Source organism: Vibrio sp. 10N.261.55.A10 (assembly GCF_041470825.1).
In the GTDB taxonomy this organism is placed as follows: domain Bacteria; phylum Pseudomonadota; class Gammaproteobacteria; order Enterobacterales; family Vibrionaceae; genus Vibrio; species Vibrio crassostreae_C.
In genome coordinates this window covers 34,322-56,381 of record NZ_JBFRNC010000008.1, presented here as the reverse complement: position 1 = coordinate 56,381, position 22,060 = coordinate 34,322, and the positions used below count along the sequence as shown (strand labels likewise).

Below are 22,060 nucleotides of genomic sequence, written 5' to 3'. Positions count from 1 at the left end.
AAAAAGCGCTAAAACAGAGAAGCAAATACAAAATATCATGACTGAAAAATTACCTTTAGCGTTGTTTTTAATGGGCCCAACGGCGTCAGGAAAAACAGATTTAGCTATCCGCTTACGTCAGAAATACCCTGTAGAGATCATCAGCGTCGATTCGGCATTGATCTACAAAGACATGGATATTGGTACCGCTAAACCGGATGCGGAAGAGCTTGAGCTCGCGCCTCATCGCTTGATTGATATTTTGGATCCAAGCGAAGCGTATTCTGCGGCAGATTTTCGTCGTGATGCGATCAATGAAATGAATAAGATTGTAGCGGAAGGCAAAATCCCGTTACTTGTTGGTGGCACAATGCTGTACTACAAAGCATTGTTGGAAGGTTTATCGCCATTACCAGCCGCGGATCAAGAGATTCGTAAGCAGATTGAAGCGGAATCTATCGAACAAGGTTGGCAGGCATTGCACGATCAATTAAGAGAGATAGATCCCGTATCCGCTGAAAGAATACACCCAAATGATCCACAAAGGCTTTCAAGGGCATTGGAAGTTTACCGAATTTCGGGTAAAACATTAACAGAGCTAACTCAAACGAAAGGCGATAGCCTGCCATTTCGTGTAAAACAATTTGCAATAGCTCCCAAGGAAAGGACTGAACTCCATCGCCGCATTGAGCTGCGTTTCGAGAAGATGATAGAAGCTGGGTTTGAAGATGAAATGAAGGCGTTGTACGCCAGAGAAGATCTTCACCCTGAACTGCCATCGATCCGATGCGTTGGTTATAGGCAGATGTGGGATTATTTAGACGGTAATTGTGATTTAGACGAAGCGGTTTTCCGTGGTGTCTGTGCAACCCGTCAGTTGGCCAAGCGACAAATCACCTGGTTGCGCAGTTGGGATGATTTAACTTGGTTAGATAGCGAAAACATTGATCAAGCGTTAGAAACTCTTTCAGATGCAATAGCATCTGATTAGTATTGCTGTGTATAATGTGATCGCTTTTGCGTGAATATACTCTGGAAAGGATCCGTTATTGAGGCTTTTAAAAATCACAGCCTTTCAATAACAACGGAGTTTTTTTATTCATTTAGCTCAGATGCAAAGGCCGCACCTTTTTGTGCACCACTAGCTAAATAATTACAACAAAATACAAATAAGGAAAATAAAATGGCTAAGGGGCAATCGCTACAAGACCCATTCCTAAATGCACTCCGTCGTGAGCGCATTCCAGTCTCTATCTATCTTGTTAACGGCATTAAGCTGCAAGGTCAGATCGAGTCTTTCGATCAATTCGTGATCTTATTGAAGAACACAGTAAACCAAATGGTTTACAAGCATGCGATTTCTACTGTGGTACCTGCTCGCGCAGTTAGTCACCACAGCGGCGAGCAACGCACGCCATCTGATCGTCCAGAGAAGACTGAAGATTAATCGTTCAATTTGTACAGCTTGCGCTGTAATAAGGAGTTGGTTGCTTGTTTGACCGTTATGAATCCGGCGAGCGAGCCGTACTTGTTCATATCAACTTCACGCAAGAGGGAGAATGGGAAGATCTAAGCGAATGTGAAATGCTGGTCTCCTCAGCGGGGGTAGAAACGCTACAAGTGATTACTGGTAGCCGACAATCCCCACTCCCTAAATACTACGTTGGAGAAGGTAAAGCCCTAGAAATCGCACAAGCTGTTCAGCTGACCGGTGCTGAAATTGTGATTTTTAACCACTCCCTCTCTCCTGCCCAAGAGCGCAACCTCGAGCAATTGTGTAAATGTCGTGTGATTGATCGCACGGGTTTGATCTTAGATATTTTTGCACAACGTGCGCGAACTCATGAAGGTAAGCTACAAGTTGAGCTCGCTCAGCTTCGTCATATCTCTACCCGATTGATTCGTGGTTGGACTCACCTTGAAAGGCAGAAAGGTGGTATTGGTCTTCGTGGTCCAGGTGAAACTCAACTGGAAACCGATCGACGTTTGTTGCGTGACCGTATAAAGGCAATACTACGTCGTTTAGCGAAAGTTGCTAAACAGCGTGAACAAGGACGACGTGCTCGTAATCGAGCTGAAATCCCAACAATTTCTTTGGTTGGTTATACCAACGCAGGGAAATCAACACTTTTCAATCGCATCACAAGTGCTGGTGTTTATGCGGCAGACCAACTGTTTGCAACCCTAGACCCAACACTACGTAAGATTGATTTGGCAGATGTCGGGCCTGCAATTCTCGCAGATACCGTAGGTTTTATCCGTCATCTACCACACGACTTGGTCGCTGCGTTCAAGGCAACATTACAAGAGACGCAGGAAGCTGACATTTTGTTACATGTTGTTGATGCCAGTGATGACCGTTTTCGTGAGAACATTCAGGCTGTTCATGAAGTATTAGAAGAAATCGATGCTCATGAAGTGCCAACCCTTGTAGTCATGAACAAAATTGACTGCATGGAAGACCAAAAACCTCGAATTGAAAGAGACGAAGAGGGCGCACCTCGCGCTGTTTGGGTTTCTGCAATGGAAGGAGAAGGTATTGAGCTACTGTTTGAAGCTTTAACTGAGCGTTTAGCTAGCCAGATGGTTCAATTCCGGTTGTGTATTCCACATCAACATCAGGGTCGCATTCGCAGCTTATTCTTCGAGATGAAATGTATTCAACAGGAAGAGTATGATGAAAATGGTAACTTGTTGATAGATATCCGAATGCAACAAATAGATTGGTCTAAACTTGAAAAAAGAGAAGGGGCGCTCTTAGGTGACTTTATCGTTACCAAAGAGACTGCTACAGTATAACGTCATATCAAATGATGGAGCTTTCTAATGGCGTGGAATGAGCCTGGAAATAACAACAACGGCGATAATAACGGCCGCGATAATGACCCTTGGGGTAATAAAAATAATCGCGGCGGCCGAGATCAAGGACCGCCAGATCTAGACGAAGTGTTTAATAAACTAAGTCAAAAGTTAGGTGGCAAGTTTGGTAAAAAGGGTGGCAACGGTAACGGGCCATCTATTGGTGGTGGCGGTGCAATTGGCTTTGGTGTCATTGCCGTTATTGCTATTGCTATCTGGTTCTTCGCTGGTTTCTACACCGTTGGCGAAGCAGAAAGAGCAGTAGTACTTCGACTGGGTCAGTTCGACCGTATCGAAGAACCTGGTCTTAACTGGCACCCACGCTTCATCGATGAAATCAGTGATGAGCAACTAGTAAACGTTCAAGCGATTCGTTCTCTACGTGCTGCTGGCACGATGCTAACGAAAGATGAAAACGTTGTGACCGTTGAAATGGGTGTTCAATACCGTGTTTCTGACCCATACAAGTACTTGTATCGTGTAACGAATGCAGACGACAGTTTACGTCAAGCAACCGATTCCGCGCTTCGTGCGGTAATTGGTGACTCACTAATGGATAGTATCCTGACAAGTGGTCGTCAGCAGATTCGTCAAAGCACTCAAGAAACGTTGAACCGTATTATTGATAGCTACGATATGGGTATTCTGATTGTTGATGTGAACTTCCAGTCAGCACGTCCACCTGAGCAAGTGAAAGATGCATTTGATGATGCTATCGCGGCTCGTGAGGATGAAGAGCGTTTCGAGCGTGAAGCTGAAGCTTACCGAAATGACATTCTTCCAAAAGCAACAGGTCGTGCTGAGCGTTTGAAGAAAGAAGCGGTGGGTTACTCAGAGCGCACAGTTAATGGTGCTCTAGGTCAAGTTGCTCAATTCGAGAAACTGCTACCTGAATACCAAGCTGCTCCTGAAGTAACACGTAACCGTATGTACCTAGATACAATGGAAAAAGTGTACTCAAGCACATCGAAAGTCCTGATTGATTCTGAATCAAGCGGTAACTTGCTATACCTACCAATTGATAAGCTAGGCGCACAAGGTGGTTCTCAGTCGGGCTCTCGCCCTGCAAAAGCATCATCAACTTACGATCAAATTGAGTTAGAAACTCAAGCGGATCCAAAGCCTAGCACTCAAACTCGTTCAGACAGTTCACGCCAAGGGAGATACTAATAATGCGTAAATTAATGATCCCTGTATTAGTTGTGACGATTGCCCTTCTATTGATGTCAGTGTTTGTGATTCAAGAAGGTGAGCGTGGCATGGTAATTCGTTTTGGTCGAGTTCTCGATGACAACGGCGTATCACGAATCTATGAACCAGGTCTGCACTTTAAACTACCGATGTTTGATCGCGTAAAAGTACTTGATGCTCGTATTCAAACGATGGATGGCCGTTCTGACCGTTTCGTAACATCAGAGAAAAAAGACGTTCTAATTGATACTTACGCAAAATGGCGTATTGCTGATTTTGGACGTTTCTATCTGAGTACCGGTGGCGGTAATATCATGACGGCAGAAGCACTTCTTGAGCGTAAAGTGACAGATGTTCTTCGTTCTGAAATTGGTTCTCGTGAAATTAAGCAGATCGTGTCAGGCCCTCGCAACAAGGACATCCTGCCAGACTCTGCTGATAGCGAAGTCGTCACAACGGTAGCGGCTGCAGAAGCACTAGAAGTTGATGGCGAACGCGATAAGATCATGGAAAACGTTTTGTCTGGAACGGCAGAAAGTGCGATGGCTGATTTAGGTGTTGAAGTTGTTGATTTTCGTATGAAGAAGATTAACCTTCCTGACGAAATCAGTGAATCTATCTACCGCCGTATGCGTGCAGAACGTGAATCGGTTGCTCGTAGACACCGTTCTCAAGGTCGTGAGAAAGCGGAAGTTATCCGTGCTCAAGCTGAGCTAGAAGTGGCAACAGTTCTTGCTGAAGCTGACCGTACAGCTCGAATCACTCGTGGTGATGCGGATGCAGAAGCAGCGAAGATCTACTCTGATGCGTTCAGCAAAGATCCTGAGTTCTACGGCTTCATGCGTTCATTGCAAGCTTATGAGACATCATTTAGCGATAAGAGCGACATTCTAGTACTGGATCCGAAGACTGACTTCTTCCAATACATGAATCAAGCAAGCGGCGCTCCAGCAAAATAAGCTGATGCGTTAGCGAATGCTTAGCTTAATAAGCAAAATACGTTAAAACTTAAAAGGCTCCCATTGTGGGAGCCTTTTTGTTTTCTATGACTTCTTTCAGGAGGAGACATGTTTGTGGATTCACTATTGGGGCGCGAGGGAAGGCGCTTAACAGCGTTCTACTTATAGAAACCTAGCGGTAGGTCATGAAAGCGATAACCGCTCCAGCCACCACAAGACAGCCTCCAATGCGGCGCAGTTGCGTGTCTGGTTGCTCGCTCAGTTGCGCGACCATGTTTCTCCAGCCATTGGGTGCAATCAAGGGGCCGAGCCCTTCCACAATAAGTACGAGCCCAATAGCGAGCCAAATTGATTGAGACATGGTTCTGCCTTTTGTCTGTAAAAAAGCAATGATATCAGTATCTTTACACATCTGCCCCCAGTTATGGCTGGTTTATTTTTGTACAGCGTTAACGTTTATGAACAAAAAGTGACTGCAAGAAGTGTGATTCAGTGCTAGAATCCATTTTTAATTAGCAACAGAAATTGGAAAGATGGGAAATAACGTAGTCGTTCTAGGCACCCAATGGGGTGATGAAGGTAAAGGTAAAATCGTTGACCTTTTAACTGAAGATGCAAAATACGTGGTTCGCTACCAAGGCGGTCACAATGCAGGTCACACACTTGTAATTGACGGTGAAAAAACCGTTCTTCACTTAATTCCATCAGGCATCCTACGTAATAACGTTAAATGTGTTATTGGTAACGGTGTAGTATTATCGCCTGACGCACTTCTAAAAGAAATGAAGCCTCTTGAAGATCGCGGTATTCCAGTACGTGAACGTCTTTTCATCTCTGAAGCTTGTCCTCTAATTCTTCCGTACCACATTGCAATCGACAACGCGCGTGAAATCGCTCGTGGCGCTAAAGCTATCGGTACAACGGGTCGTGGTATCGGTCCTGCTTACGAAGATAAAGTTGCTCGTCGCGGTCTACGCGTTGGCGACCTTTTCGATAAAGAAGCATTTGCTGAGAAGCTAAAAGAAGTGATGGAATTCCACAACTTCCAACTAGAGCACTTCTACAAAGCTGAAACAGTAAGCTACGAAGAAGTTCTTGAGCAAGCGATGAGCTACGCAGACATGTTAACTGCGATGGTTATCGACGTAACTGACGAACTAGACGCAGCACGTAAGCGCGGCGACAAGATCATGTTCGAAGGTGCTCAAGGTACGCTACTAGATATCGACCACGGTACTTACCCATACGTAACGTCTTCTAACACGACTGCTGGTGGTGTTGCTGCAGGTTCTGGTTTCGGTCCTCGTCACATCGGTTACATCCTTGGTATTACTAAGGCTTACTGTACTCGTGTTGGTTCAGGTCCATTCCCTACTGAGTTATACGATGGCCTTGAGAAGCAAGACCCAGTTGGTAAACACCTCGGCGATGTTGGTCACGAGTTTGGCGCAACAACTGGTCGTCTACGTCGTACTGGTTGGTTCGATGCTGTTGCTATGCGTCGTGCAATCCAAATCAACTCTCTATCTGGTATGTGTCTAACTAAACTAGACGTTCTAGATGGCCTAGAAGAACTAAAAATCTGTACTGGTTACAAGATGAAAGATGGTTCTATCCTAGAAGTTTCTCCAATGGCTGCTGAGTCATTCGAAGAAGCGACGCCAATCTACGAAACAATGCCTGGTTGGTCTGAAAACACATTTGGTGCTAAATCTATCGACGCGCTTCCACAAGCTGCTCTAGATTACATCAAGCGTATCGAAGACCTAACTGGCGTTCCAATTGATATCGTATCAACTGGCCCAGATCGTAACGAAACTATCATCAAGGTTCACCCATACGGCGCATAATGCCTGCTGAGTGATTACCAGGCACGAACAGTGCTTTGATAATAAAATAGTTTTCTAAAAGCCGACTTTATTAAGTCGGCTTTTTAATACCTGCAATTTAGCCGTTCACTCTTTGATGGTGATCTTTTAAGCGTCATCAGGCAAAATATTGCCCATTAGCGGCAAGTTTTGTCTAAAGCCGTCGGGGTTATTGCCGATACAGATATCATGGAAAGTGAAGTTCACCCTGTTTTGTGCGTGTAGAAATCCTCTGCATTCCTCAATAGATAACTTTAGCGACAGATAATAGAGTGCAGGTATGAAGCTACGAATTGTGGCAGCTTCATTAATAATGGCGCTGAGCTCACCCTTGAGTCATGCTAATTTGGCTGATGTGGGAGAGCCCGTTCCAATATATACAGAAGCTGAACTGATTAATTTAATCGAAAATAATCAACATCTAGAGCGAGTGAAAGCTGATAAGTGCCAGTTAGTTGAAGATATCGTTGCTCGTGCAACGCGTATTAGCTTGCCTTCTTATGAGTTTTTATACGGTGATATGTTGGCTTGGGGTGTGTGTGTTCCACAAGATGTAGAGCTTGGCCTTTACTATATGGAAAACGCGGCACATCAAGGTTTACCCGCTGCATTAGAGCAGTTAGGTCGTTATTACTCTCGTGGTACTTTGGTACAACAAGATCAAGAGCGTGCGATTCCGTATCTACGTGAAGCGGCCTCTATGGGCAACTTAAGTGCGAGCATTCACTTAGCGGAACTCTTGTTACGTGACTACGGTAGCCCATTGGATTATGAAGATGCTTACCGTTGGTTGTATAACTCGGTAACCGCAGATCAAAGACAACACAGACGTATCACTGTGCTTCGTAGCGGTCTGGAACAGAGAATGCCAGACAATATTATTGCTCGAGCAAAACGTCGAGACGTATTCTGGTAAGACAGATTATTGAATGAGCAATGATGATTAATGACTGCACTCGTTAATCATCAAAAAAACTCGTATTAAAAAGGCCTCGCTGAGATTCATCAGCGAGGCCTTTTTTGATCTGAACGGAAAACCGTTTATCTAATTCGGTAGCGTTATTGAACCACCTCACCAGACTCAATCACCGTTTCACGAACAACCTTGGTGAAATCGAGTGCTTCTTGACGAATCTTATCTTCGTCTACCGTTAGCATGTCGCGATCTTGCATGATGATCTTGCCATCAACGATGGAGTGACGAACATTGCCTGAGTTAGCTGAGTACACCAGTGCTGAGTATGGGTTGTAGACTGGAACCATGTTTGGCGCCTTAGTATCGATCACTATGATGTCAGCCAGTTTGCCTGCTTCAAGAGAGCCGATCTTATCTTCCATGTGCAGCGCTTTTGCTGCACCCATTGTCGCCATGTCGATCACTTTGATCGGCGGCATCGCAGCACGATCTTTGTTAACTAACTTGTGAACCTTAGCGACTTGGTTGAATTCATCAATGGTGCTCAGTGTGTTACCAGACATTGGGCCATCAGTACCTAAACCGATACGCACGTTTTCGTCATACATCTTAAGCGCAGGTGATACGCCTTTTGCTGACTTGATGTTAGCACTCATGTTATGAGCCACGCCCATATCCGATTTCTTCACCAGTTCGATATCATGATCGTCAACAAGGATCATGTGTGCACCCACCAAGTTCTTGTTGAGTGCGCCAATGCTGTCCATGTATTGAACCGGGGACAATCCATCAGAACGCTCTGCGATTTTCTCTTCTTCACGGTGTGATTCTGCAAGGTGAATCATTACTGGAACATCTAATTCTAGGGATAGTTTAGATATTTTCTGAAGGATCTCTGTGGTGTTGGTGTAAGGCGCATGCGGGGCAAACGCTGGTGTGATGCGTGGGTGATCTTTGTATTCTTCAATGAAGTTCAACGCGTACTTAATGCCTTCTTCTGCGTTGGCAGCGTCGGCGACTGGGAACTTAATCACCGTTTCACCTAGGATGGCACGCATACCGATCTTATCGACGGTTTTTGCGACTTCATCTTCGAAGTAGTACATGTCGGCGTAAGTGGTCACACCGCCTTTCACCATTTCAACGTTACCTAGGTTGGCACCAATGCGTACCATGTCTCGCGATACTAGCTTCTTCTCTAGCGGGAAGATGTAGCGGTGTAGGCGATCTGGCACATCATCGGCCAACGAACGAAAAACTGTCATTGATACATGAGTATGGGTATTGATGAGACCTGGCATAACGATATCGCCATCAACGTCTAACACTTGCTTAGCTTGGTACTGCTTCTCTAGTGAAGCATCACCAACCGCAATGATTTTGTTGTCTTTGACGACAACAGTACCGCTTTCATAAACCGTTTTGTCTTGGTTCATGGTTAGAACCATCGCATCGGTAATCATCAGGTCAGCCTTTTCCATTGCCGAACTTGCGAATGGGAACAGCGCTAGGCTCGCCATAGCTGAAGCCAATAAAGTGCGTTTTAGTTTCATATCATACCCAGAACAGGAGTTGGTAAAGTGCGTGGATAATAGTGTATTTCATTCATGGCGCAAACGTTTGTTTTATCGTTTGCTTGAAATTTTGATGATAATCCACGTCTATGAAGCGATGTTTCACAAAGTGAAGATATGTATCAATCTGAGGTTATTTGAGTGTTTTCTAAAGCATATCTGTAGCTTACCCCTAGCATCAGATATACTAGGGGTATATACCTTCCTTGCTTAAGCAGGCCCGCCTATGTCAAAAAACACACCAACGTCAGAAAATACGACAGCGACAACCACTGTTGATCCTTTTGCCGACCGAGAGTCGAAAAATTACGATAACCCAGTACCAAGCCGAGAGTTCATTATTTCGTTTCTAACAGACGCGAATATTCCGATGAACCGCAACGATCTATTCGAAGCTTTGGGTCTTGCTGGAGAGGAACAATATGAAGGGCTGCGTCGTCGTTTGCGTGCAATGGAGCGTGATGGACAGCTTATCTTTACTCGTCGTCAGTGCTACGCATTGCCTGAGAAGATGGAACTGATCAAAGGCTATGTGATTGGTCATAAAGACGGTCATGGTTGGGTTCGCCCAGACGGCAGTGTGGGTAAAGACAATGATATCGTGCTGCCGCATCATCAGATGAAAACCATCATGCACGGTGATTACGTATTGGTTCAGCCTACTGACAACAGTAAGCGTGGCCGTCGTGAAGGTCGCTTGGTTCGTGTGCTTGAAGAGCGTAAAACGCCACTTGTTGGTCGCTTCTTCCTAGAGTACGGGCATTCTTACGTTGTTGCTGATGATTCGCGTATTAGTCACGACATCCAGATCCCTACTGAGCATAAAGGCGGTGCTCGAATGGGTAATGTGGTTGTGATTGAAATTACGGATCGCGGTGGTCGTTCTCGTAACATGATGGGGAAAGTAACCGAAGTTCTTGGTGAAAACATGGCGCCGGGTATGGAAACGCAGATTGCGATCCGTACTCACCAGATCCCACAAGAGTGGCCTGAAGCGGTAGATAAGCAAATCGAAAACCTAGGTGAGCATGTTCCTGAAGAAGCAAAAGAAGGACGTGTAGACCTGCGTAAACTGCCATTGGTTACCATTGATGGTGAAGATGCGCGTGACTTCGATGATGCGGTTTACTGTGAAGCGAAGAAAGGCGGCGGCTGGCGTCTATGGGTAGCGATTGCTGACGTAAGTTACTACGTTCGCCCAGATACAGCGCTAGACAAAGAAGCGATTAACCGTGGTAACTCGGTATACTTCCCGTCACAAGTCGTGCCAATGCTGCCAGAAGTGCTTTCAAATGGTTTGTGTTCATTGAACCCTCAGGTAGACCGTTTATGTATGGTGTGTGAGATGACTATCTCAGACAAAGGTAAACTGTCAGGCTACAAGCACTACGAAGCGGTAATGAATTCTCATGCTCGTCTTACTTATAACAAAGTAGGCGCGATCTTAGATGGCAATGAAGAATTACGTGAGCGTTACGAACCTGAAGTACCACATCTTGAAGAGCTTCATAAGATGTATAAGGTGCTTAAGAAAACGCGTGACGAACGTGGTGCGATTGAATTTGAAACGGTAGAAACTAAGTTTATCTTCAATGCGGATCGTAAGATTGACCGTATTGAGCCAGTAATTCGTAACGATGCACACAAGATCATCGAAGAATGTATGATTCTTGCGAATATCGCATCGGCATCTTACGTAGAAAAAGCGAAAGAGCCTGCGCTGTACCGTGTTCACGAAACTCCGGGCGAAGAGCGCTTAATGGGCTTCAAGAGCTTTTTAAGTGAATTAGGTTTAACACTGGAAGGTGGTCTGTCGCCATCACCAGTAGACTATGCACAACTGATGCAACAGATTAATGAACGTGAAGATCGTGAATTAATCCAAACTATGCTGCTACGCTCAATGAAGCAAGCGGTATACAACGCGGATAACGCGGGTCACTTTGGTTTAGCTCTTAAACGCTATGCTCACTTTACCTCGCCAATTCGTCGTTACCCAGATTTGCTATTGCACCGTGCGATTAAGTACCTTATTGCGAAAGAAGAAGGTCGTAACAGCGAACGTTGGACGCCAACTGGTGGTTACCACTACACTTTCGATGATATGGACTTCTACGGCGAGCAGTGTTCAATGACTGAACGTCGTGCTGATGACGCAACGCGTGAAGTAAACGACTGGTTGAAGTGTGAATACATGCAAGACCATGTCGGTGAGGTGATGGATGGTGTGATTGCCAACGTGACTGGTTTTGGCTTCTTTGTTCGTCTAACTGAACTGCACATTGATGGCTTGGTACACATCTCAGCGCTAGCGAATGATTACTACCAATTTGATGCTGTTGGTCAGCGTCTAGTGGGTGAAAGCTCAGGTAATATCTACCGCTTAGGTGATTCGGTTAAAGTGAAGGTTTCTGCGGTTAATTTAGAAACTCGCCAAATCGACTTTGACTTAGAAGACACTGATCGTCAGCCGCGTGGCAAAGGCAAAACAGCCAAGAAGCGTGCAGCAGAAGCGATGAAAAAGGCGAAAAGCAAGAAGCGCTCAGCAGTGAAGAGTAATAAGCCAGGTGTATCAGCGAAGCCTATGGTTGAGCCAACTAAGCGACCTGACGGAAGCAGCGAAGGCCCTGCTAAGAATAAAAAGCCAGCGAATAAAACCGGTGCTGCTAAAGCTCGCGCTAAGAAAAAGCGTGCTGCAAGCCGTAAGCCAAAGGCTGATAACTCTTAAGACTGATAGATCTTAAGGCTAAATAAGGCGCTCTGCTAATCAGGTTTAGCGCCTACTGATTTAGTGTGAAATGACTTTAATGCGAGAGTATCAGGCACAAGACGCATACTCTCGAAATGAACAACACAGAGAGGGATGCATCGGCATTGATGTCATTCATCTCTGAGCAATAAGAGTAAGTTGAGACAATGAGTAACGAATTTATTTACGGTATTCACGCGGTGAAAGCCGTACTAGAAAAAGATCCTGCACGTTTTATCGAAGCGTATGTATTGAAAGGTCGCCAAGACGAGCGTCTTCTTCCATTACTGAACCAACTGCAACAGTTTGGTGTGTCGATTCAACAGATGGGTCGTAAGCCGTTGGATGAAAAAGCACAAGGTGCGAATCACCAAGGTCTTATTGCTAAGGTGAAGCCTGCTAAGCAGCTTAATGAAACTCACCTAGACGATATCCTAGCGCAGCACGAACAGCCTTTGCTGTTAGTTCTAGACGGCGTAACAGACCCTCATAACCTAGGCGCTTGTCTACGTAACGCGGATGCCGCAGGTGTCGCTGCTGTTATCGTACCTAAAGATCGCTCTTCGCCGTTAACAGCAACGGTAAGCAAGGTTGCATGTGGCGCAGCTGAAACGGTTCCTCTCGTGCGCGTAACCAACCTAGCTCGCACAATGCGTGCACTGCAAGAGCAGGGCGTATGGTTTGTGGGTACGGCAGGTGAAGCAACGCATGATATCTATCAAGCGAAGCTAACGGGTCCTCTTGCGGTAGTTATGGGTGCAGAAGGTGACGGTATGCGTCGTTTAACTCGTGAAACTTGCGATGATCTGATTAAGATTCCAATGGCAGGTAGCGTATCGAGCTTAAATGTTTCTGTGGCGTCGGGTATTTGCCTGTTCGAAGCGGTAAGACAGCGTTTAGCTCAGTAATGCGTTAACGCTGCTTTAAGTCTATGAATTTATTAGCGCTCACCACTTGCTGGTGGGCGTTTCTTTTTAGGCTGTTATAGCAAAATCCATCGGTTTGTCGGATGGCTAGATGGCGACAGAAAAACTGTTTCATTATTCACCAAATAGCGCTTGCCAATACCGGGTTCTTTCTATAACATTTGCCGTCCTTAAAACTCGGTCATTTATCTTTAGTTCCTTGCTTCCTCTGGACGACCGGGCCACTCGTGGAAGCTAATAATCCGTAAGGAGCAACCAAATGCGTCATTACGAAATCGTATTCATGGTTCACCCTGATCAAAGCGAGCAAGTTGCTGGCATGATCGAGCGTTACACTGGTTCTATCACTGAAGCTGGCGGTACTATCCACCGTCTAGAAGACTGGGGTCGTCGTCAAATGGCTTACCCAATCAACAAGCTTCACAAAGCTCACTACGTTCTTATGAACGTTGAAGCTGGTCAAGAAGTGATTGACGAGCTAGAAACTGCTTTCCGTTTCAACGATGCAGTTCTACGTAACATGATCATGCGCACTAAAGGCGCTGTGACTGAGCAATCTATTATGCTTAAGCAAAAAGAAGAGCGTGCAGAGCGTGCTCCTCGTCGCGAAGAGCGTACAGAAGCTAAACCAGAAGCAGCTGCTGAGTAATTCTTTTTTGGCTTAACGCCTTAAAAAATTCTCAACTTGTTTTAGGTCATTGATAGTTATTTCGATAATTGTGAAAGACCGCTTTACTAAATTTAAGATCAGGAGATAGCCCATGGCTCGTTTCTTCCGTCGTCGTAAATTCTGCCGTTTCACTGCAGAAGGCGTACAAGAGATTGACTACAAAGACGTAGCAACTCTTAAAAACTACATCACTGAAGCTGGTAAAATCGTACCTAGCCGTATCACTGGTACAAGCGCTAAGTACCAGCGTCAACTAGCTCGCGCTATCAAGCGTTCTCGTTACCTAGCTCTACTACCGTACACTGACAAGCATCAGTAATCGGTAATAGTTAATAATAGTTTAAGAGGACTAAGATAATGCAAGTTATTCTACTTGATAAGATCGGTAACCTAGGTGGCCTTGGCGACCAAGTAAACGTTAAATCTGGTTACGCTCGTAACTTCCTTATCCCACAGGGTAAAGCAGTTATGGCAACTAAAGACAACGTTGCTATGTTCGAAACTCGTCGTGCTGAACTAGAAGCTAAAGTTGCTGAGCAACTAGCTGCTGCTGAAGCTCGTGCAGAGAGCGTTAACACTCTAGAAGGCGTTACAATCGCTTCTAAAGCTGGTGACGAAGGTAAACTATTCGGTTCTATCGGTACTCGTGACATCGCTGACGCTATTACAGCGGCAGGTGTTGCAGTAGCTAAGAGCGAAGTACGCCTACCTGAAGGCGCTCTACGTAACATCGGCGAATTCGAAGTAAGCATCCAACTTCACTCTGAAGTTTTTGCTACTGCGAAAATCGCTATCGTTGCAGCTGAGTAATTTCAGTACCAAGACGAATTCTTTCTTTTGAAAGTTTTAAACACCAGCTTCGGCTGGTGTTTTTTTATGTCTGGAATATAGGAAAGTACAAGGAAGGGCTACAGTAGGTAAAAAGCTTACGGTGATCCATAAGCTGTTATTGCTGAACAAGTTGTTCTCAAGGTTAGAGGTGGCCTAAGATTAGAACTGGAAGAGCAAGTTGATCGATAGAACAGAGTCTTGTTTGCTTAAGCCTTCAGGCACTTTATCGTGGTACTGGCGAGAGTGAGCGATCTTCAGCGCGATATTGTCAGTAATATCGTTGATGGCTTCTAACTCAGTATCAAACTTTAGGTTACTGTGACCAGAGACAAGCGTCACGTCTGCCTTGAGCTGCAAATTCTTCAACACCTGCCATGACGTATTCACGTTGCCACGGAAAATTGCCTCTTCAACAATCTCAGGGAAGATGATGTCATCGTCGTCTAATTCATCAAGGTTAGGTTCTTGGTAACGAAAACCTGGGCCAACTTCGACTTCCAACACAAACTCTTCGGTATTCGAAAACTGGTAACCCAGACCACTCGAAATAGTGTAGTCCTTAAAGTAAGCACTGTATCGTGAATCGACACCTTTGAAACTGCCGTAAAGGTAGGTTTTAGGGCTTAACTTGTAGTCACTCTGAGCTGAGTAAGTCGATTGCCTTTTATCTTCTTCGCCATCTTTGTAGAGGTTGTAGTATTTCCATTCACCACTGGTTCTATGACGGCCAGCCGTGTACTCACCGTTAAGGCGTGCGTTAAGCGATCGTGAATCAGAATTACCAGTATGCGACTGATATCCGAATTCGACTTCCGTTTTTAGTGGGCTCGGCAGTTCTGTATCAGCCGTATCACTTGGTGCGATATCCATATCTTTTTCTTCAGGTGTCGGTGCAACGACGATCGGCTCAGCAGTAGGTTCTGGAACTACTATAGAGTCGAGGATTGCATCAACAGAGGCTTTAGCATCATCAGCTAAGGCCATCGGAGCGCTCAGGAGACCAGTGCTTAGAAGACAAGTGCTCAGAGCCAATAATTTGGACACGCATACCTCTAGTTATACAGTGAGTGAATGGCAGGATCGTAATGCTACCCTTGGTTAATTCCGTCAGCAATAGGTAAATTCTTCCTGAAGAATAAAACAAACTCATAGGATCGGATTACAAACGGATGTTCTTGGGTATAATGAACGATCATTATTAGTTATTGAGTGTAGTCATAGTGGATACCAAAAGTCAGAAATCAGCCAACGATCAGGTGGACGCCATCAAGGTCCCGCCACATTCATTAGAAGCTGAGCAATCTGTTATTGGCGGTTTGTTATTAGATAACGAACGCTGGGATACGGTTGCCGAAAAGGTTGTGGCCAAAGACTTTTATAGCCGTCCTCACCGTCTGATCTTTGAAGCGGTAAAGGATATCCTTGAAGAAAGTTCTCCTCTGGATCTTATTACACTCTCTGAACATTTAGAGCTGCGTGAGCAACTTGAAGAAGTGGGTGGCTTTGCTTACCTAGCTGACTTAGCGAAAAACACACCAAGTGCCGCAAACATCAATGCGTATGCGGATATCGTAGCGCAACGTGCACTTGTTCGTAGCCTAATTGGTGTCGCGAATGAGATTGCTGATTCTGGTTATGACCCTCAAGGTCGTACATCGGAAGAACTTGTTGATCTGGCTGAAAGTAAAGTCTTCGCGATTGCCGAAGGCCGTGCAAGTGAAAACGAAGGTCCACAAAACGTTGATAGCATTCTGGAGAAGACACTAGAGCGTATCGAGATCCTGTACAAAACACCGCAAGATGGTGTGACAGGTGTCGATACTGGCTTCAACGACCTCAACAAGAAAACAGCAGGCCTACAAGGCTCTGACTTAATCATTGTTGCTGCTCGTCCATCGATGGGTAAAACCACATTTGCGATGAACTTGTGTGAAAACGCAGCGATGAAGCAAGACAAACCGGTTTTAATCTTCTCGCTAGAGATGCCAGCCGAACAGCTGATGATGCGTATGCTTGCGTCACTTTCTCGCGTAGATCAAACCAAGATTCGTACTGGTCAGTTAGACGATGAAGATTGGGCTCGTATTTCGTCGAGTATGGGTATTCTGATGGATAAGAAGAATATGTATATCGATGACAGCTCGGGTCTAACGCCAACAGAGGTGCGTTCTCGTGCTCGACGTATTGCTCGTGAACACGATGGTATCTCTATGATCATGATAGATTACCTTCAATTAATGCGTGTACCTTCGTTATCTGATAACCGTACTCTTGAAATCGCCGAGATTTCTCGCTCATTGAAAGCGCTAGCAAAAGAGCTCAACGTTCCGGTTGTGGCACTTTCTCAGCTTAACCGTTCCCTAGAGCAACGTGCTGATAAGCGCCCAGTTAACTCGGACTTGCGTGAATCAGGTTCGATTGAGCAAGATGCCGATTTGATCATGTTCATCTATCGTGATGAGGTTTATAACCCAGATAGTTCATTGAAAGGCATTGCTGAGATCATCCTTGGTAAGCAACGTAACGGCCCGATCGGTTCGGTTCGTCTTACGTTCCAAGGCCAACACTCCCGATTTGATAACTATGCAGGCCCTGCATTTGATGATGAGTAATCGCTAATGACTTACATGAAAGCGGCGACGGCGAGCATTGACTTAAACGCGCTCGAACATAACCTGAACCAGATAAAGTCGAAGGCTCCTCAGTGCAAGGTCATGTCTGTTGTGAAAGCCAATGGCTACGGACACGGCTTACTGCATATAGCCAAGCATTCAAAAAGCTCTGATGCTTTTGGTGTGGCGCGTATTGAAGAAGCGTTACAACTTCGTGCTGGTGGCATTGTTAAACCTATTTTGTTGCTGGAAGGATTTTACTCTTCGGGCGATTTGCCAATCTTGGTGACCAATAACATTCAAACGGTGGTGCATTGTGAAGAGCAATTAAGCGCGCTAGAGAATGCGGATTTGGAAACACCCGTTGTGGTATGGCTAAAAGTCGACAGTGGTATGCACCGATTAGGTGTTCGCCCTGAGCAATACCAAAACTTTGTTGAGCGTTTGCATCAATGTGCGAATGTTGCCAAACCTCTACGTTACATGAGCCACTTCGGTTGTGCTGATGAACTGGATAGAGCAACCACCGTTGAACAGACAGAGCTTTTCTTGTCGCTTACTGAAGGTTGTGAAGGGGAGCGTTCACTTGCTGCCTCTGCGGGTTTACTCGCTTGGCCAGACAGCCACCTTGATTGGGTTCGTCCGGGAATCATATCTTACGGTGTCTCTCCGTTTGTTGATAAATCAGCGCAAGAGCTTGGATTTTTGCCTGTGATGACCCTGACCTCACACCTAATTGCCGTTCGCGATGTGAAAGCCGGTGAAAGTGTGGGTTATGGCGGAAACTGGACCAGTGAACGTGATACCAAGGTTGGTGTTATCGCGATTGGTTACGGTGATGGTTATCCTCGTACTGCACCTAACGGTACTCCAGTGTTCGTTAACGGTCGAAAAGTACCGATCGCAGGACGTGTATCAATGGACATGCTAACGGTTGATCTAGGCCCTGATGCGGCAGATAAAGTGGGTGATGAAGCGACTCTGTGGGGTAAAGATTTACCTTCAGAAGAAGTGGCTGAACATATCGGCACTATCGCTTACGAGTTAGTCACTAAGCTGACTTCGCGTGTTGCGATGGAATATGTGAAGTAATCATGGATCTTGATAAGTAAATTATGTTCAAGCGAACGACTCGAAACTGGCTAATGTCTGCAATGACATTACTCGGTGTCAGCTTTTCTTCTTCCGCTGCGAGTGAAGAAAAAGATTCAGCTTTTGTCCCTTTCTACTTCAGCACCGAAACCATGGGTAACACCTTTGGGGTTGCGGGTGTCGCAAAGGGTGTTTGGCAACCTCAAGCCGCTCTGTTTGGTATGGCACTCTATTCAGACAAAGACAGTTACGTCGGTTTTCTATCGGCTTTTAACTATGCCTTGTCTGAGAACGTATTGTTTAGCACTCAGATGTATCAAGCGCGCTTCAACGACAACCCGTATTACATTGGTTCTCAAGGCGATAATGATTCATCTATCGATGACAAAACCATTGCTGATGGCTTAGAGCAAAACTATCAGTTTGAGTTTAAGTATTTGCTACCTTGGGGCAACGTTGCAGAACACGGTTTACTCGGTGCTTTTCAGCCAATCAAAGATGTGAGCTTTGCTTCGCCAATCGAATCGGGTGTCAGTTCGATTCTATTTACGCCTTTTTATACTGCTCGTGAGTTGGAAGGTTTAAATAATACCGAGGAGGCAACAGGCTTTAGTTTGGCGTTTGATTGGGATAACCGTGATAGCACACGCAACCCGACCAGAGGTTCTCACACTAACCTTGAGTTCACCACTGGCGCAGAGAGTTGGTCTAACGATGACTTGTGGCTTAAGTGGACCTTCCAAAATAGCCAGTACTTTGCTTTAGGTCCTTTAGGGGACTTATTCGATCAACAAGTTTTAGCATTTGATTTCTATACCGCTGACACGCCAACGTGGGATAACTGCTCTGGGCAAGATTGTGCTCGCCCACCAGAAACGGAGCAAGCTCGATTGGGTGGCTTGTATCGTTTACGAGGTTATACCGGAGGTCGTTATCACGGTCGCTCTGCAGTTCATTATTCTGCTGAGTACCGAGTACTTCCTGACTGGCAACCACTTGGCGATATCCCACTGATAAACTACTACGATTTGCCTTGGTGGCAATGGGTAGCGTTTGCTGAATTAGGGCGCGTTGCCGATGAGTACGACATCAAAACACTGCACTCGGACATGAAATGGAGCTTAGGTGGCGCGGTGCGTTTCCAAGTGGAAGGTATTGTTGTACGTGCTGAGTTGGCGCGAGGTGGTGACGAAGGGGCCTTTAGGGTTATGATAAACCAGCCCTTCTAAACCTTTCGGCCTACAGTAGGCCAAATACTATTTTTATAAGAGTGGTCGTGGAAACACATCACTCTTTTTTATTAACAAGATATTGTTTTTATTAAGGAGATCTTGTTTTCAAGCAGTCTACTCACCTTGCATCGTAGCAATCACAGTTCGGCTTCCACCACAATCTCGGTGCTCTCCTAAGTAAATACCCTGCCATGTTCCTAAAGCTAAACGACCATTGCTAATTGGTATTGTCACACTGGTGCCAAGTGTCGATGCTTTAATGTGGGCAGGCATGTCATCATCACCTTCATAGGTGTGTCTGTAGTAGGGCGCTCGCTCTGGGACAAACTTATTAAAGTGCGACTCCATATCGGTACGGACGGTAGGATCAGCGTTCTCGTTTAGCGTGAGGCTGGCAGAGGTATGTTGGATAAAAAGATGTAATAAACCAACAGATAGAGAATTGATATCGTGTATCTGTTGTTCAATTTCATCAGTAATGAGATGAAATCCACGCTTTCGTGCATTTAGGTGTATAGTCTTCTGAATCCACATACGCCATCCTTTATAATGTATTTGGAAAAAAAGTGGTTTAACGCTATCTTTTGAACTTGAATTTATCAGGTATCGCTCACATTTAATTATGTTAGAGCTAGAGTCTGTACCGATTCTTCTGTCAGGAAATCTAATCCTGATTTATCTCAAGGTACAGCTCTTCATATGCGGCATAATACGTCGTGAAAAAAAATTACAAAGAATCTTTCAGTGGTGACGCGGTTTGGTCATCACAGAAAAATATAAACTTTCGCCTAATCGGGGGTTCTATTCATCACCCAGGTGACGTTTAGAATAAAACCTACAGTAACATCGGGATAGATACCATGTTGAAAAATATCAACCCAACGCAAACACAAGCGTGGAAAGCTCTAACGGCACATTTTGAGTCTGCTCAAGATATGGATATGAAAGAGCTGTTTGCTCAAGATGCAAAGCGTTTCGAGAGCTTTTCTACTCGTTTCGGTTCTGACATCTTAGTGGATTACTCTAAGAACCTTATCGATGCTGAAACTATGCAGCACCTATTTGCTCTTGCGAACGAGACTGAAGTTAAGTCTGCAATCGAAGCAATGTTCGGTGGTGATGCAATCAACAAGACTGAAGGTCGTTCAGTACTTCACACTGCTCTACGTAACCGTAGCGACAAGCCAGTAATGGTTGACGGCAAAGACGTAATGCCAGCAGTTAACGCTGTACTAGCAAAAATGGAACTGTTCACACACCGCATCGTTTCTGGTGAGTGGAAAGGTTACACAGGTAAAGAGATCACTGATGTTGTAAACATCGGTATCGGCGGTTCGGATCTTGGTCCATACATGGTGACTGAAGCACTAACGCCATACAAAACTCGCCTAAACATGCACTTCGTTTCTAACGTAGATGGCACTCACATCGTTGAGACACTTAAGCCTCTTAACCCAGAAACAACGCTATTCTTAGTGGCATCTAAAACATTCACGACTCAAGAAACAATGACTAACGCGCACTCTGCACGTGATTGGTTCTTGGCTGAAGCGGGTGACAACGCACACGTAGCTAAACACTTCGCAGCACTATCAACTAACGCAACTGCGGTCGCTGAGTTTGGTATTGATACTGACAACATGTTCGAATTCTGGGACTGGGTTGGTGGTCGTTACTCACTATGGTCTGCAATCGGTCTTTCTATCTCACTATCTGTTGGCTTCGATAACTTCGTTGAGCTACTAGAAGGTGCTCACGAGATGGATAACCACTTTGCTTCAACTGAGTTTGAAAGCAACATTCCAGTAATCCTTGCGCTTATCGGTATTTGGTATAACAACTTCCACGGCGCTGAGTCAGAAGCAATTCTACCTTACGACCAGTACATGCACCGTTTTGCAGCTTACTTCCAGCAAGGCAACATGGAATCAAACGGTAAGTTTGTAGACCGTGAAGGCAACCCGGTAGAGTACCAAACAGGTCCTATCATCTGGGGCGAACCTGGTACAAACGGTCAGCATGCTTTCTACCAACTGATTCACCAAGGCACTAAGCTGATCCCATCAGACTTCATTGCTCCTGCTATCAGCCACAACCCAGCATCTGATCACCACCAGAAGTTGATGTCTAACTTCTTTGCTCAAACTGAAGCACTAGCATTCGGTAAGACAAAAGAGACAGTGGAAGCTGAATTCCTAGCGGCTGGCAAAACAGCTGAAGAAGTGGCTGAGCTTGTACCTTTCAAAGTATTTGAAGGTAACCGTCCAACGAACTCTATTCTTGTTAAGCAAATCAACCCTCGCTCTTTAGGTAACCTAATCGCGATGTACGAGCACAAGATCTTCGTTCAAGGCGTTATCTGGAACATCTTCAGCTTCGACCAATGGGGTGTAGAACTTGGTAAGCAACTAGCAAACCAAATTCTTCCAGAGCTTGCTGACGATGCTCAAGTAACGTCTCACGACAGCTCAACTAACGGTCTAATCAACGCATTTAAAGCGCTTAAAGCTTAAGACTGTTTAAGTAACACCAAGTAATAACTGTAAACGCCAGCCTTTCGGTTGGCGTTTTTTATGTCCGTTGATTTTACGGCAATAAAAAA

At 45.2% G+C, this 22,060-nt stretch carries 20 protein-coding genes; 16 read left to right on the top strand and 4 right to left on the bottom strand.

Annotated features, from left to right (window positions below; translation table 11 throughout):
* Positions 1–37: 37 nt before the first annotated feature.
* From miaA to hflC, 5 genes are all read left to right on the top strand, one after another.
* Positions 38–970, top strand: coding sequence for a tRNA (adenosine(37)-N6)-dimethylallyltransferase MiaA (miaA, locus tag AB4274_RS02595; protein WP_017059926.1), 933 nt, complete (start codon positions 38–40; stop codon positions 968–970).
* A 192-nt stretch (positions 971–1,162) separates the two neighbouring features.
* Positions 1,163–1,426 carry an RNA chaperone Hfq gene (gene hfq, locus AB4274_RS02590; protein ID WP_017059927.1) on the top strand — a complete coding sequence of 88 codons (264 nt, stop codon included), beginning with the start codon at positions 1,163–1,165 and terminating at the stop codon, positions 1,424–1,426.
* Positions 1,427–1,470: 44 nt separating this feature from the next.
* Complete coding sequence (gene hflX / locus AB4274_RS02585; RefSeq protein ID WP_017059928.1) at positions 1,471–2,778, top strand: ribosome rescue GTPase HflX; 1,308 nt, start codon at positions 1,471–1,473, stop codon at positions 2,776–2,778.
* Between the two features lie 27 nt (positions 2,779–2,805).
* Positions 2,806–4,008, top strand: a complete 1,203-nt coding sequence (gene hflK / locus AB4274_RS02580) for an FtsH protease activity modulator HflK (protein ID WP_017063176.1) — start codon at positions 2,806–2,808, stop codon at positions 4,006–4,008.
* 2 nt (positions 4,009–4,010) lie between these two features.
* Complete coding sequence (gene hflC, locus AB4274_RS02575) at positions 4,011–4,988, top strand: protease modulator HflC (RefSeq protein ID WP_017059930.1); 978 nt, start codon at positions 4,011–4,013, stop codon at positions 4,986–4,988.
* Between the two features lie 172 nt (positions 4,989–5,160).
* On the opposite strand, the gene AB4274_RS02570 is transcribed toward hflC, so the two are convergent.
* Positions 5,161–5,349 (bottom strand): DUF2065 domain-containing protein, encoded by a 189-nt coding sequence (locus tag AB4274_RS02570; RefSeq protein WP_010434105.1) that lies wholly within the window; start codon positions 5,347–5,349, stop codon positions 5,161–5,163.
* Between the two features lie 172 nt (positions 5,350–5,521).
* Between AB4274_RS02570 and AB4274_RS02565 the strand changes: the two genes are divergently transcribed.
* Positions 5,522–6,838, top strand: a complete 1,317-nt coding sequence (locus AB4274_RS02565; RefSeq protein ID WP_010434108.1) for an adenylosuccinate synthase — start codon at positions 5,522–5,524, stop codon at positions 6,836–6,838.
* Between the two features lie 298 nt (positions 6,839–7,136).
* Positions 7,137–7,772 carry a flagellar protein MotX gene (gene motX / locus AB4274_RS02560; protein WP_017063177.1) on the top strand — a complete coding sequence of 212 codons (636 nt, stop codon included), beginning with the start codon at positions 7,137–7,139 and terminating at the stop codon, positions 7,770–7,772.
* 143 nt (positions 7,773–7,915) lie between these two features.
* Here the strand turns inward: motX and AB4274_RS02555 are convergent, their stop codons facing one another.
* Complete coding sequence (locus AB4274_RS02555; protein WP_017063178.1) at positions 7,916–9,325, bottom strand: amidohydrolase; 1,410 nt, start codon at positions 9,323–9,325, stop codon at positions 7,916–7,918.
* A gap of 247 nt (positions 9,326–9,572) precedes the next feature.
* Between AB4274_RS02555 and rnr the strand changes: the two genes are divergently transcribed.
* The 5 genes from rnr (at position 9,573) to rplI (ending at position 14,501) form a co-directional block, all read left to right on the top strand.
* Positions 9,573–12,074, top strand: coding sequence for a ribonuclease R (gene rnr, locus AB4274_RS02550; RefSeq protein WP_372110859.1), 2,502 nt, complete (start codon positions 9,573–9,575; stop codon positions 12,072–12,074).
* A 188-nt stretch (positions 12,075–12,262) separates the two neighbouring features.
* Positions 12,263–13,003: a 23S rRNA (guanosine(2251)-2'-O)-methyltransferase RlmB gene (rlmB, locus tag AB4274_RS02545; protein ID WP_017063180.1), complete on the top strand. Its 741-nt coding sequence runs from the start codon at positions 12,263–12,265 to the stop codon at positions 13,001–13,003.
* A gap of 277 nt (positions 13,004–13,280) precedes the next feature.
* Positions 13,281–13,670, top strand: coding sequence for a 30S ribosomal protein S6 (gene rpsF / locus AB4274_RS02540; protein WP_004741278.1), 390 nt, complete (start codon positions 13,281–13,283; stop codon positions 13,668–13,670).
* Positions 13,671–13,782: 112 nt separating this feature from the next.
* Complete coding sequence (rpsR, locus tag AB4274_RS02535) at positions 13,783–14,010, top strand: 30S ribosomal protein S18 (RefSeq protein ID WP_000090472.1); 228 nt, start codon at positions 13,783–13,785, stop codon at positions 14,008–14,010.
* Positions 14,011–14,048: 38 nt separating this feature from the next.
* Positions 14,049–14,501, top strand: a complete 453-nt coding sequence (gene rplI, locus AB4274_RS02530; RefSeq protein WP_010434182.1) for a 50S ribosomal protein L9 — start codon at positions 14,049–14,051, stop codon at positions 14,499–14,501.
* A gap of 180 nt (positions 14,502–14,681) precedes the next feature.
* Here rplI and AB4274_RS02525 read toward each other — a convergent pair whose 3' ends face one another.
* Positions 14,682–15,566 carry a DUF481 domain-containing protein gene (locus AB4274_RS02525; RefSeq protein ID WP_372110856.1) on the bottom strand — a complete coding sequence of 295 codons (885 nt, stop codon included), beginning with the start codon at positions 15,564–15,566 and terminating at the stop codon, positions 14,682–14,684.
* A gap of 176 nt (positions 15,567–15,742) precedes the next feature.
* Between AB4274_RS02525 and AB4274_RS02520 the strand changes: the two genes are divergently transcribed.
* Genes AB4274_RS02520 through AB4274_RS02510 form a run of 3 tightly spaced genes read left to right on the top strand, consistent with a single transcriptional unit; the run spans position 15,743 to position 19,455 of the window.
* A complete protein-coding gene (locus AB4274_RS02520; protein WP_016767560.1) occupies positions 15,743–17,134 on the top strand; it encodes a replicative DNA helicase in 1,392 nt (463 codons plus the stop codon).
* A gap of 6 nt (positions 17,135–17,140) precedes the next feature.
* Positions 17,141–18,226, top strand: coding sequence for an alanine racemase (gene alr / locus AB4274_RS02515; RefSeq protein WP_017065624.1), 1,086 nt, complete (start codon positions 17,141–17,143; stop codon positions 18,224–18,226).
* 23 nt (positions 18,227–18,249) lie between these two features.
* Complete coding sequence (locus AB4274_RS02510) at positions 18,250–19,455, top strand: BamA/TamA family outer membrane protein (RefSeq protein ID WP_371722146.1); 1,206 nt, start codon at positions 18,250–18,252, stop codon at positions 19,453–19,455.
* Positions 19,456–19,572: 117 nt separating this feature from the next.
* Here AB4274_RS02510 and AB4274_RS02505 read toward each other — a convergent pair whose 3' ends face one another.
* Entirely contained in the window at positions 19,573–19,992 is a 420-nt protein-coding gene (locus AB4274_RS02505) for a secondary thiamine-phosphate synthase enzyme YjbQ (protein ID WP_017059938.1), read from the bottom strand.
* Between the two features lie 326 nt (positions 19,993–20,318).
* Between AB4274_RS02505 and pgi the strand changes: the two genes are divergently transcribed.
* A complete protein-coding gene (gene pgi, locus AB4274_RS02500; protein ID WP_017065622.1) occupies positions 20,319–21,971 on the top strand; it encodes a glucose-6-phosphate isomerase in 1,653 nt (550 codons plus the stop codon).
* Positions 21,972–22,060 lie beyond the last annotated feature (89 nt).